Source organism: Pseudomonas sp. Root562, from assembly GCF_001427125.1.
Taxonomy (GTDB): Bacteria; Pseudomonadota; Gammaproteobacteria; order Pseudomonadales; family Pseudomonadaceae; genus Aquipseudomonas.
In genome coordinates this window covers 68,934-81,221 of the sequence record NZ_LMGK01000006.1, presented here as the reverse complement: position 1 = coordinate 81,221, position 12,288 = coordinate 68,934, and the positions used below count along the sequence as shown (strand labels likewise).

Annotated in this window: 12 protein-coding genes and 1 pseudogene; 5 read left to right on the top strand and 8 right to left on the bottom strand. The window is 59.1% G+C overall.

Annotated features, from left to right (window positions below; translation table 11 throughout):
• The first annotated feature begins 21 nt into the window (after window positions 1-21).
• Window positions 22-1,704, top strand: a complete 1,683-nt coding sequence (gene ilvD / locus ASD60_RS07355; protein ID WP_056853368.1) for a dihydroxy-acid dehydratase — start codon at window positions 22-24, stop codon at window positions 1,702-1,704.
• 622 nt (window positions 1,705-2,326) lie between these two features.
• Here ilvD and ASD60_RS29825 read toward each other — a convergent pair.
• From ASD60_RS29825 to ASD60_RS07345, 3 genes and pseudogenes are all read right to left on the bottom strand, one after another.
• A complete protein-coding gene (locus ASD60_RS29825) occupies window positions 2,327-3,052 on the bottom strand; it encodes a methyl-accepting chemotaxis protein (RefSeq protein WP_442965989.1) in 726 nt (241 codons plus the stop codon).
• Window positions 3,053-3,184: 132 nt separating this feature from the next.
• Window positions 3,185-3,940, bottom strand: a pseudogene (locus tag ASD60_RS29820) (MCP four helix bundle domain-containing protein); the annotation flags it as partial.
• A 103-nt stretch (window positions 3,941-4,043) separates the two neighbouring features.
• Window positions 4,044-4,712, bottom strand: coding sequence for a DUF2238 domain-containing protein (locus ASD60_RS07345; protein ID WP_056853366.1), 669 nt, complete (start codon window positions 4,710-4,712; stop codon window positions 4,044-4,046).
• 175 nt (window positions 4,713-4,887) lie between these two features.
• Between ASD60_RS07345 and ASD60_RS07340 the strand changes: the two genes are divergently transcribed.
• Window positions 4,888-5,319, top strand: coding sequence for a nuclear transport factor 2 family protein (locus tag ASD60_RS07340; protein ID WP_056853365.1), 432 nt, complete (start codon window positions 4,888-4,890; stop codon window positions 5,317-5,319).
• A gap of 87 nt (window positions 5,320-5,406) precedes the next feature.
• Here ASD60_RS07340 and ASD60_RS07335 read toward each other — a convergent pair whose 3' ends face one another.
• From ASD60_RS07335 to ASD60_RS07320, 4 genes are all read right to left on the bottom strand, one after another.
• Window positions 5,407-5,847: a CBS domain-containing protein gene (locus ASD60_RS07335; protein ID WP_056853364.1), complete on the bottom strand. Its 441-nt coding sequence runs from the start codon at window positions 5,845-5,847 to the stop codon at window positions 5,407-5,409.
• Between the two features lie 31 nt (window positions 5,848-5,878).
• The gene (nirD, locus tag ASD60_RS07330; RefSeq protein WP_056853363.1) at window positions 5,879-6,256 is read right to left on the bottom strand and encodes a nitrite reductase small subunit NirD; all 378 of its coding nucleotides are present in this window, start codon (window positions 6,254-6,256) and stop codon (window positions 5,879-5,881) included.
• A complete protein-coding gene (gene nirB / locus ASD60_RS07325) occupies window positions 6,256-8,817 on the bottom strand; it encodes a nitrite reductase large subunit NirB (protein WP_056853362.1) in 2,562 nt (853 codons plus the stop codon). Before nirB ends, nirD begins: the two co-directional genes overlap by 1 nt.
• A 523-nt stretch (window positions 8,818-9,340) precedes the next feature.
• Complete coding sequence (locus ASD60_RS07320) at window positions 9,341-9,541, bottom strand: YbdD/YjiX family protein (protein WP_056853361.1); 201 nt, start codon at window positions 9,539-9,541, stop codon at window positions 9,341-9,343.
• A gap of 243 nt (window positions 9,542-9,784) precedes the next feature.
• Here ASD60_RS07320 and ASD60_RS07315 point away from each other — a divergent pair, with 243 nt between their 5' ends.
• Genes ASD60_RS07315 through msrA form a run of 3 tightly spaced genes read left to right on the top strand, consistent with a single transcriptional unit; the run spans window position 9,785 to window position 11,451 of the window.
• Window positions 9,785-10,390: an SCO family protein gene (locus ASD60_RS07315; protein ID WP_056853360.1), complete on the top strand. Its 606-nt coding sequence runs from the start codon at window positions 9,785-9,787 to the stop codon at window positions 10,388-10,390.
• Window positions 10,390-10,893, top strand: coding sequence for a copper chaperone PCu(A)C (locus ASD60_RS07310; protein WP_056853359.1), 504 nt, complete (start codon window positions 10,390-10,392; stop codon window positions 10,891-10,893). The genes ASD60_RS07315 and ASD60_RS07310 overlap by 1 nt, the downstream gene beginning before the upstream one ends.
• Window positions 10,894-10,944: 51 nt before the next feature.
• A complete protein-coding gene (msrA, locus tag ASD60_RS07305; RefSeq protein ID WP_056853358.1) occupies window positions 10,945-11,451 on the top strand; it encodes a peptide-methionine (S)-S-oxide reductase MsrA in 507 nt (168 codons plus the stop codon).
• A gap of 149 nt (window positions 11,452-11,600) precedes the next feature.
• Here msrA and ASD60_RS07300 read toward each other — a convergent pair whose 3' ends face one another.
• Window positions 11,601-12,143 carry a hypothetical protein gene (locus ASD60_RS07300; protein WP_056853357.1) on the bottom strand — a complete coding sequence of 181 codons (543 nt, stop codon included), beginning with the start codon at window positions 12,141-12,143 and terminating at the stop codon, window positions 11,601-11,603.
• Between the last annotated feature and the right edge of the window lie 145 nt (window positions 12,144-12,288).

Genomic DNA, 12,288 nt, shown 5'->3' with positions numbered 1-12,288 from the left:
TGCCTCAAAGGATGCATTGTCATGAGCGATACAGACTATCTGCGCAAGTACTCCTCCCAAGTGATCGATGGCGTCGAAGCCGCACCCGCCCGGGCCATGTTGCGCGCGGTGGGTTTCACCGATGACGACTTCAACAAGCCGCAGGTCGGCATTGCCTCGACCTGGGCGATGGTCACGCCGTGCAACATGCACATCGACAAGCTGGCGCTGGAAGTGGAAAAAGGCGCAAACGCCGCCGGCGCCAAAGGCGTGATTTTCAACACCATCACTATCTCCGACGGCATCGCCAACGGCACCGAAGGCATGAAGTACTCGCTGGTGTCCCGCGAGGTCATTGCCGATTCCATCGAGGTCGTGGTCGGTTGCGAAGGCTTCGACGGATTGGTGACCGTGGGCGGCTGCGACAAAAACATGCCGGGCTGCCTGATCGGCATGGCGCGGCTCAATCGGCCGTCGATCTTTGTCTATGGTGGCACCATCCGCCCCGGTGCCGGCCACACCGACATCATTTCCGTGTTCGAGGCCGTCGGTCAGCATGCCCGCGGCGACATCAATGAAATCCAGGTCAAGCAGATCGAAGAAGTGGCGATCCCCGGCCCCGGTTCCTGCGGCGGCATGTACACCGCCAACACCATGGCCTCGGCTATCGAAGCGCTGGGCATGAGCCTGCCGGGCTCGAGCTCCCAGGACGCCGTCGGCGGCGACAAGGCCTCGGACAGTTTCCGCGCCGGCCAGCAAGTCATGGAACTGCTCAAGCTCGATTTGAAACCGCGGGACATCATGACGCGCAAGGCGTTTGAAAACGCCATCCGCGTGGTGATCGCCCTCGCCGGCTCGACCAATGCGGTGCTGCATTTATTGGCGATGGCCAACGCAGTGGATGTCGAGTTGACCCTGGACGACTTCATCGAGCTGGGCAAGATTTCCCCGGTGGTCGCCGACCTGCGCCCCAGCGGCAAATACATGATGAGCGAGCTGGTGGCCATCGGCGGCATTCAGCCCCTGATGAAACGCATGCTCGCGGCCGGCATGCTGCACGGCGATGTCATGACCGTCACTGGCAAGACTCTCGCGGAAAACCTGGAGAACGTGCCCGACTATCCCGAAGGCCAGGACGTGATCCTGCCCTTCGACCGGCCGATCAAAAAGGATTCGCACCTGGTGGTGTTGCACGGCAACCTCTCGCCGACCGGCGCGGTCGCCAAGATCACCGGCAAGGAAGGCTTGCGCTTTGAAGGCACGGCCCGGGTCTACCACGGTGAAGAAGGTGCGCTGGCTGGCATTCTCAACGGCGAAGTTCAGCCCGGCGAAGTGATCGTGATCCGCTACGAAGGGCCCAAGGGCGGACCGGGTATGCGCGAAATGCTCTCGCCAACGTCGGCGGTGATGGGCAAGGGTCTGGGCAAGGATGTGGCGTTGATCACCGATGGTCGTTTTTCCGGGGGTTCCCATGGTTTCGTGGTCGGGCATATCACGCCGGAGGCCTATGAGGGCGGGCCGATTGCGTTGATCGAGAATGGCGACAAAATCACCATCGACGCCGAAACACGGCAGCTTACGCTGGATGTGTCCGCGACTGAGCTGGCCGAGCGCAAGTCGCGCTGGGTGCGGCCGGAATCGAAGTACAAGCGCGGGGTGTTGGCCAAATATGCGAAGACCGTGTCCAGCGCTTCGGAGGGGGCGGTGACGGATAAGTATCTGTGAGCCGAAAAGGTGTGCTGCCTGACCTGGCGCATTCAACTTGCCCGCGATGGCGGCGGCTCAAGTGCCATCAATGCTGAATGTGCCGGTCTCTTCGCTGGCAAGCCAGCTCCCACAGGGTTTTGCGGCGTGCCTACATCATGCGGCAACCACAGGACCTTGTGGGAGCTGGCTTTCCAGCGATGGCGGCTTTAGTGCCATCGATGCTGCATGTGCCGGCCTCTTCGCTGGCAAGCCAGCTCCCACAGGGTTTTGCGGCGTGCCTACATCATGCGGCAACCACAGGACCTTGTGGGAGCGGGGCTTGCCAGCGATGGCGGCTTTAGTGCCATCAATGCTGAATGTGCTGGCCTCTTCACTGGCAAGCCAGCTCCCACAGGGTTTTGCGGCGTGCCTACATCATGCGGCAACCACAGGACCTTGTGGGAGCTGGCTTTCCAGAGATGGCGGCTTTAGTGCCATCGATGCTGCATGTGCCGGCCTCTTCGCTGGCAAGCCTGCTCCCACAGGGTTTTGCGGCGTACCTAAATCATGCGGCAACCTTAAGACCTTGTGGGAGCTGGCTTGCCAGCGATGGCGGCGGATCAGGCGACAGGGATGCTGAATGCGTCGGCCTCTTCCGGCATCAAAGCCGAAACCGATCCACCGACTGCGACAATTGCCCGGCCAGGTTCGATAACTCGTCCGTCGTCGTAGCCGTTTGCCCGATTACTTTGCTGTTGCCTTCGGACATGCCGGCGATCATCTCGACCTGATGGGCGATTTCGTTGCTGGCCAGGCTCTGCTCGCCGATGGTGCGGCTGATATCGTTGACCAGTTGCGTGGTGTTGAGCGTGGCTTCGAGGATCTCGCGGATGGCGCGTTCGACGTCGGCAGTCACGGCCATGCCTTTGTCGACCTGGGCCACGCCCTCCTCCATGCTGATCACCGCTTCGCGGGTGCTTTGCTGGATGCGCGAGACCATGGCGGCGATTTCCTGGGTCGACGCGCTGGTACGCCCGGCCAGGCTGCGCACTTCGTCGGCGACTACCGCGAAACCACGGCCCTGTTCGCCGGCACGGGCAGCCTCGATGGCGGCGTTGAGTGCCAGCAGGTTGGTTTGATCGGCGATGCCCTTGATGACCTGGATAATGCTGAAAATCCCTTCGGATTCCTTGTCCAGCGTGCGAATCACCTGCGCTGACTGCTGCGCCGAGCGGGCGATGCCGTCCATGTCGTTGACCACCTGATGGATCACCCGCCCACCATCCTTGGCCAAGGCTTCAGCCTGATTGGCCATATCCAGTGCGCGCTCGGCGTGCCGGGTGATTTCTTCGATGCTTGCCGTCATTTCACTGGCCGCCGCGGCCATGGTACTGGCGGCGGCGCTTTGCTGCTGGCTGCTGCCGGCGACTTCGTGGCAACCGCTGCTCAGTTGCTCGCTCATGCCGCTGACACCATGGGCATTGCTGCGCACCACTTCGATCATGCCGCGTAAATCGCGCTGCATGGTGGCGAGGCTGCGAATCAGCGTGCTGGCTTCGTCCTTGCGGGTCGGCTCGACGATGGTTTCGCTGAGGTTGCCGTGAGCGATGCGCTCGGCAATGCGGCTGGCCGTCTGCAAAGGCGCCATGATGCTGAGAATCACCCAGCGGCCCTGCGCCAACAGCAGCAACAGGCTGGCAACCAGAACGCAGGCAAGTGCGAAGTTAGCGTTGCTGATGGCTTGCGCTGTGCCTTGGCTGGTCTGTTGCGTGTTGCTCTCGATCAACTCGCTGAGCGCCGCCATCTGGTCTTCCAGTTGGCCGAAAGCCTGGTTGAACGTGCCCAGTTGCGCTTGCGCGGCTTGCGGATTCTCCAGCGCCAGCGCGACGATGCGTTCGGCGGTGCCGATGTAGGTGTCCAGGCTCGGCTTGATTTGGTTCAACGCGGTTTTCAAGGTGTCGTTGACCGGCAGCTTGAAATTTTCGCCCAATACTTGGCGAAAACGCGTGGAGTGCTCCTCGATGGAACTCCGTACCTCGGCCTGGCTGCTGGTGCTTTTGCCCAATCCCACCAACATCGCCGACAGCACATCGGCGCGCAAGGCGTCGTGCATCATGTCGGCTTCAAGGTGGTTACGCAGTGCAGTCATGCCGACGTCGTTGTCCTTCACCGCTTGCGCCATTTGGCCATTGCCCAGGTAACTGACCAGCCCCATGATCAAGGCAGTGATCACGCCTGTGCCGATCAGCAACAGTAAACGCAGTTTAATGGACACTCTGTGGTTCCTCTTCGTACGTTTATCGGGTGGCTTGCGCCAGCACAATTTGCATTGCTGAAGAGGTTATCGACTGCACCAAACGGGAATTGAAGGGCTGACTTCACTGATTGCAGTTTTTGCGACACGCGGTAGGCAACGCGGGTTGGAACAGGCTGCTGCGCAGCGAAACCAGCGACAGGCTGATGAAGGCCCCAAGAATGGCGAGCGCCATGTCCTTTTGCGAATCCCACGGATCGTTTTGTGCACCAACGAAGGCTTTGGCAGTGTCGTCGCAGAGGTAAGCGCCGCCCACCCACTCCACCAGTTCATAAACCGCCGAGGTGGAAAGCATGATGTTCACGGTGACAAAAAACAGCCAGAACCCACGCAATGGCGTCAGCCGCGCCAGCACTTCACGATTGGGAAAGACCATCAACAGGCCGTAACTCAGATGCACCAGTCGATCGAAATGGTTGCGGTGCCAGCCAAAGGTTTTATCGAAACTGAACCCGGTAAGGGCGGAACACCATCGGTCGTAAGGCACCATGGAATAGGTGTAGTGCGAACCCAACTCGTGAATACACAGGAATACGAATACCAGGGTGATGGACGTCGCAGACAAACGAAACCGCCGATAAACCGCCAGCAATGTACCCACCAACAACAGCACCAACAGATTTTCCAACGCCCAATCGATCCGGCTGCGCGGGGCAAAACCGGAAACCGCGACGATGACCAGCAATGTCACCAGCAACGTCAGTTCGTATCGCGGATGTTCTTTGGGCTGCATGGCATTGATTCCTCGAAATCCGACACTTGAAATAAAAAACCGTGACGAACGTTTAACTTCGAGAAAAACCTGCGGCGCAAGTTCGCTTTTTTCCGCAAGCGCATGCTAGGTTGTACGATGACTGACAAATCTATTTTCAAGCTCAGTCACCCTAAACAACAACAAGGAAACCTTCATGAAAAAAACCACATTGCTGATCGGATTTTTCTGCCTGTTCAGCGGCTACGTTGCAGCCGCTCCTGCTGCCGCGGACAAGGAGGTAGCACAAGCTGTCGATCACCTGACCCAGGCCATGTTGCACAAGGACATCGCCGAACTGCAGGCATTGACCGCCGAGAACCTGACTTATGGTCATTCCAGCGGCAAGATCCAGGACAAGAAAGCTTTCATCGCCGACATCGAAACCGGCAAAAGTGCCTTCAAGACCCTTGAGATGCAGAATCAGACCATCACCTTGTCCGGCGATGTTGCATTGGTTCGCCACCACTTCTCGGCCCAGGCCCTCAAGGGCACCGAGGTGGTCCCGACTGAAATCGAGAACTTCCAGATCTGGCAAAAACAGCACGGGAAATGGCTGTTGGTAGGACGGCAGGCGTTCAAATTCTGATGCTTGGATAATCCCGCAAAAAAAGGGGACGAATCGGCGGCTACCCTCCGATCCCTCCCCTTTTGCGTGGCTGATGAAAAACGTGTCTCAGTGCCCGCGGATGTAATGTTCAAACTGACGAATCAGGTCGGCCTGCTCGACAATGGCTTGCTTGACCAGATCGCCGATCGACAGCAAACCGATCAGCTCGCCATTCTCAACAACCGGTAGATGCCGCAAATGGCTGTCAGTCATGACCGCCATGCAATGCTCGATGCTTTGTTGGCTATCAGCGGTAACCACCGGAGAACTCATGATGGCCCTGACCGGGGTGCCGACTGATGAACGCCCCAGCAGCACCACCTTGCGCGCGTAGTCACGCTCGCTTATCACACCAACGACTTCGCCCTTTTCGATCACCGGCAACGCGCCCACGTTCTTCTCGGCCATTTTCTTCACGGCCTCGAGCACCATGGCATCCGGTGCGATGCTGTGCACCTGCTGGTTTTCCACGACTTTGAGCTTGAGCAACTGTGCGGCTGTCTTCATGTGCGTCTCCTGATGCGAATCGCGTACAACGTCAGGCCAGCCCGACTTCCACCCGCCCTTCCTTCAACCGCACCGGCCAGACCCGCAAACGCTGTTGTGGATACTCCAGGCAGCTACCGTCTTCCAGGCGAAAATGCTGTTTGTAGATCGGCGACGCCACCACCAGATCCCCCTTGATACTGCCGACCAGGCCGCGGCCAATCACGTTGGCCCCGGATTGCGGGTCATGGTTGTCGATGGCGTAGAGTTTTTTGCCCTCCGCGCCCGGCAGGTAAAACAGCGCCACTTGCGCACCGTCGAGCCACACCACGACACCGGAATCGCTCACCAGATCCTGCTGGCTGCACACCGATTGCCAGGCATCGATATTCTCTACACGTGCAGCGCGCTGAGTATTGGACAGGCTCATCAGACAGTCTCCTCGGTGACAGGGATCAGGTTGAGTTCGGCGGCCATGATCGGCCGGCGTTGGCCGCGCTCCTGGACAAAGTGAATGTCCGGGTCCGGGCGTTTGTCGTTGACGAAGGTGCGGAAGCGCTTGAGTTTTTCCGGATCCTTGAGGGCGTTGGCCCACTCGCATTCATAGCGATTGACCACCAATTGCATCTGCGACTCGAGTTCGGCGCCCAGGCCAAGGCTGTCGTGGATGATCACGTCCTTGAGGTAATCCAGGCCGCCTTCCAGGCTTTCGCGCCAGACCGACGTGCGCTGCAATTTGTCGGCGGTGCGGATGTAGAACATCAGGAAGCGATCGATGTAACGGATCAGCGTCGCGTCATCCAGATCGGTGGCGAACAGTTCGGCGTGCCGTGGACGCATGCCGCCGTTGCCGGCGATATAGAGGTTCCAGCCTTTCTCGGTAGCGATCACCCCCACGTCCTTGCTTTGGGCCTCTGCGCATTCACGGGTGCAACCGGACACCGCGAACTTGAGCTTGTGCGGCGAACGCAGGCCTTTGTAGCGGTCTTCGATGGTCAGCGCCATTTGCACGCTGTCTTGCACGCCATAGCGACACCAGGTGCTGCCGACGCAGGACTTCACTGTGCGGGTCGATTTGCCGTAGGCGTGGCCGGTTTCGAAACCGGCTTCGATCAGCTCCGCCCAGATGTCCGGCAATTCATGCAACTGCGCGCCGAACAGGTCGATGCGCTGGCCGCCGGTGATCTTGGTGTAGAGGTCGTATTTCTTCGCCACCACGCCGATGGCAATCAGTTTGTCGGCCGTGATCTCGCCCCCGGGAATGCGCGGTACCACTGAGTAGGTGCCGTTTTTCTGCATGTTGGCCATGAACGTATCGTTGGTGTCCTGCAACGGCACCAGCGACGGATCCATGATCGGCTGGTTCCAGCACGACGCCAGGATCGAGCCCACCGCCGGTTTGCAGACGTCGCAACCGGTGTGGCCACGGCCATGCTTGGCCAACAGTTCTTCGAAGGTGATCACCCCTTCTACCCGCACGAGTGCATACAACTCCTGTCGGGTGTAGGCGAAATGTTCGCACAGGCTCTTGTCGACGCTGACGCCTCGGGCAATCAGCTCATGTTCGAAGACTTGCTTGAGCAACCCGGCGCAACCGCCGCAACCGGTGCCAGCCTTGGTCTGCGACTTGAGCAGGCCGAGGTCGGTGCAGCCGCCGTCGATGGCCGAGCAGATGGCGCCCTTGGTCACGTTGTGGCAGGAACAGATGGTGGCAGCTTCCGGCAAGGCGCCCGGGCCGAGGGTCGGCGCACCTTCGGACGACGGCAGGATCAGCGCGGCCGGTTCCGACGGCAAGGCAATCGCGTTCTGCATGTATTGCAACAGCGTGTCGTAATAGCTGTTGTCGCCGATCAACACTGCGCCGAGTACCCGTTTGCCGCTGGCATCGACCACCAGGCGCCGATAGCTGGCGGTGGTTTCGTCGATGAACTGGTAACTACGGGCGCCCGGGGTGTTGGCATGGGCGTCACCGATGGAGCCGACATCGACGCCCAGCAGTTTGAGCTTGGTCGACATGTCGGCGCCCTGGAACGGTTCGGCGACGTCGTCGCACAACCGCGCCGCGACACTGCGAGCCATCTGGTAGCCAGGAGCGACCAGACCGAACAGGCTGCCGTTCCACGATGCGCATTCGCCGATGGCGTAAATGTTCGGATCGCAGCTCAGGCACGTGTCGTCGATCACTACGCCGCCGCGCGGGCCGATCTCCAGCGCGCATTGGCGAGCCAGGGCATCTTGCGCCCGAATACCAGCGGAAAACACGATCAAGTCGGTTTCAAGGAATTCGTCATTGGCAAAATTCATCCGATAGCGGAACTGCTCGCCAGCACTGATCGATTGCGTGGCGCGGGACAGGTGAACACCGACGCCCAATCGTTCGATCTGCGCCTTGAGCGCCAGCCCACCCAAATCGTCCAGTTGCACCGGCATCAGGCGCGGTGCGAACTCCACGACGTGTGCTTCCAGCCCCAGGCTTTTCAGGGCATTGGCCGCTTCCAGGCCGAGCAAACCACCGCCGACCACTACACCGCGCCTGGCGTTGGCTGCAGCAGCGCGAATGGCATCAAGGTCTTCAAGGGTGCGGTAGACCAGCCGCGAATCGCCTTCGGCGCCTTCGATCGGCGGTACGAACGGATAGGAACCGGTGGCCAGGACCAGTTTGTCGTAGGCAACAGAGCCTTGGGCGGTGATCACCTGTCGACGGGCACGGTCGATTTCCAGCACCGGCACTCCCAGGTGCAGGGTCACGCCTGGCGTCTGGTACAACGCCGCGTCACTCAGTGCCAGCGACTCGGCATCGCGACCGGAAAAGTATTCCGACAGATGCACACGGTCGTAGGCGCGCATCGGCTCTTCGCTGAATACGTGCAAGCGATAATGTTCAAGGGCACCGCGCTCGATCAACTGCTCGACACAGTGATGTCCGACCATGCCATTGCCGATGACGATCAGCGTTTGCTGCTTGTTCAAAGTGGCCACATTGGAATTCATAAACGACACCTGCCCAAAGCCCATCACGGTGAAAAAAAGCAAAAAAAAACGCCTGAAACCTTGCGGTTCCAGGCGTCTTTGCCTGTTCTTTTGCGGTGTTGAAACCAGACGGCCATGCCTGATCCACCGATATTGCCCACGACCTGTGCGGTTGATCGATCGTCGTTGACCGAGTGGGCGGTCCATCTTTTCCAGATGGCGCTGATGGGGTGGATGCAGTGTTTGTGCCAAGCGCGCACAGAAACTGGAAACAGACCTGCAGAGCCGTGTCCGCAACGCTTCTGGCGAAGTGAGCAGGATTGTCAGAGGTTGATGTTACAGGGGGGAATGGTTCAGGAAACCGCTTCGCACTGGTGCAAGTTGCCGGACATCGCGCTTTAAAAGTGCGCAAATCCCTGTAGGAGCCGAGCTTGCTCGCGATAGCGGTGCATCAGTCAGCCTTGATGTCACAGACATACCGCAATCGCGAGCAAGCTCAGCTCCTACAGGGGTTCTGGATGACCTTGTGGACGGGATCTTTGTCTCAGCAACACCGCGTATTACATTTCCCACGGCCAAACCGCGCTTCCTGACGCTCGCGGAAAAACGCCTCATAGCTCATCACAGGCTCGCCCGGCTGGTTGATCGCCATTTGCGCGACGTAATTGTCGTAGTCGGGCATGCCCACCATCAAACGTCCGCTCTGGCTCAGGAAACGCGCGGCTTGCTGCAGTTTACGAAACATGGCGATGCTCTCTTTGAGGTATTGGACGACCCTATCAAACCTGATGTTTGTATCTGCAATGTGTCGACAGCCGAGCGCTTTGTATTCTCTTGTATTTGACGGGCCCGCGACCTTTTGGCGCATGACCGGCCGGCCATCGATTGAGCGCCAACGGGCAACAGTTTGTTAACATCCCTGCGCTTTTTCTCGTCTGATTGATCAGCCACTGTAGATATCCAGTCGCTACACAGGATGCTTTTTTCCATGAGTACGTTGTATTCCCGTCGCACGGTCCTGCAAGGCATGAGCCTGCTGAGCCTCGGCCTGCTCGCCGGCTGCGATGACAGCAGCAAGCTGTCGTTCAAGTACGGCAAGGACCTGAGCGACAAGATCATGGGGCGTTCCTTCAAGCTCAAGGACACCCAGGGCGAAACCCGCATGCTCGGCAGTTATCAGGGCCTGATGCCGATGATCTTCTTCGGCTTCACCCAGTGCCCGGCGGTTTGCCCGACCACCCTGGCCCGCGCCGCCCAGGCGAAAAAACTGATGGGCCGCGATGGCGAGCGCCTGCAAGTGATCTTCATCACCCTGGACCCGGAGCGCGATACCCCAGAATTGCTCGACCAATACGTCAAAGCCTTCGACCCGAGTTTCGAGGCGCTGTACGGCACGCTGGAAGAAACCGCGGCCACCGCCAAGGAGTTCGGCGTATTCTTCGAGAAGGTCCCGAGCGGCGACACCTATACCCTGTCCCACACCGCCACCAGTTTCGTGTTCGACTCCCGGGGCAACCTGCGCCTTGGCCTGTCCGCGTCCCTTACCGCTCAAGAGTGCGCAGAAGACCTGCTCACCGTCATGGAGGTTTGCTGATGATTTCGTTCTGCGCGCCACGCATCAAACAACTGGCCCTGGGCCTTTCCCTGCTCGGCATGGCGTGGCAGGTGTCCGCGCAAACCGAGGTCAACGACGCCTGGGTCCGGGCAACGGTGGCCGGTCAGCCTTCGAGCGGCGCCTTCATGACCCTCAAGGCAGACACCGACAGCAAATTGTTGAGCGTGCAGTCGCCGGTGGCGAAGCTGGTGCAGATTCACCAGTCCAGCATGAAGGACGATGTGATGAGCATGCAGCAGGTCGACTCGGTTGCCCTGCCCGCCGGCAAGGCCGTGAGCTTTGACCCCCATGGCTATCACATCATGCTCATGAACCTGACGGCGCAGATCAAGGAGGGCGACAGCGTTCCCCTGAACCTGACCGTGGAAAACGCCAAGGGCGAGAAAGAAACGATCAAGGTCGATGCCCCGGCTCGTGCGCTTGGCACGATGGGTCATGGCAACATGGATCACAGCAAGATGGATCACAGCAAGATGCAATGAGGGTCTGACGGCCTCCCCCACGAGGCCGTTATCTGATGGGAGGTGCATACCATGACGACGAACACCGAAACCGCCATTCTTGCCGGCGGCTGCTTCTGGGGCATGCAGGATCTGCTGCGACGCCAACCGGGCGTGATCACCACGCGGGTCGGCTACTCGGGCGGCGATGTGCCCAATGCAACTTACCGCAACCATGGCACCCACGCCGAAGCGATCGAAATCGTCTTCGACCCGACGCAGATCAGCTACCGACAGATCCTCGAGTTTTTCTTCCAGATCCACGATCCGAGCACCAAAAACCGCCAGGGCAACGATCTGGGCACCAGCTATCGCTCGGCGATTTACTACAAAAGCGAAGAGCAGAAACGCGTCGCGTTGGACACCGTTGCCGATGTGGACGCTTCGGGGCTCTGGCCCGGCAAGGTGGTCACCGAAATCGAGCCCGCTGGCCCCTTCTGGGAGGCAGAACCCGAACACCAGGATTATCTGGAACGCCTTCCTGAAGGTTACACCTGCCATTTCATCCGGCCGAACTGGACATTGCCCACACGTGGTTGATGCAGTGAACGCATGGCCTGTCGGAGCTGTCGAGCGAATCGAGGCTGCCATCTCTGATTTTGTTTTTTAAAGCAAGATTCAAAGATCCAGCCTTCGGCAGCTCCCGCGTCAGACGCAATACCTCGACGAAATGCAGTGGGTGATCAAATTCAGCACAGGTAGCTGCGTTGCACCCAGATCCTGCGGTCAATCGCCTCTCGCAATCGATTCTGATGCTCAGCCCATACTTTTGGGTCAACCGTGGTGGTCGAGCGCATCAACTCGAGCATGGCCGCCTGAGCGGCTTGATACTCAGCCCGAGCATCATCGAATCTGATTTTGCGTCGCTGACTTTCAGTCAGTTCCATCCGCCGCAATGCCAGGATCGATTCGTCGGCGATCACCGTGCTCAACGTCAACTGCGGCCGATGGGGCGCCGTGAAAGGTTGCATGTCCAGAATAACTTCCCGAGCCCAGGACGCCCCCCACTTCAATGCTGAAGCCAGCGGTTCGCGGAAACCGCGATCCTGAAAGTCTTCAAACATCACGCCACCACGATTGTCGTAGATGCCGATGAAGACCTGCGTCATTCCTTCTTGCGTAATGCGTGATTGCACTTCGATCTGCCGACCGTCGTTCAGCGCATCTTCATAAATTTTGACCGGTAACCGATTGTTGAGCCATAACCAGAACTTTGCGCCTCTGTGTCGCATCCCCAGCCCTCCCCGGTATGGTTTTCGAGTAAGGCACAGGATCGAAGGCGGTGCCATGTCACCGGTCGCTCGATAAACGGAAGCATTGTCTTTCACACGTTCTGCCATCACATCGTCATTCGCGATCTAGACTCCATCTGTGAGG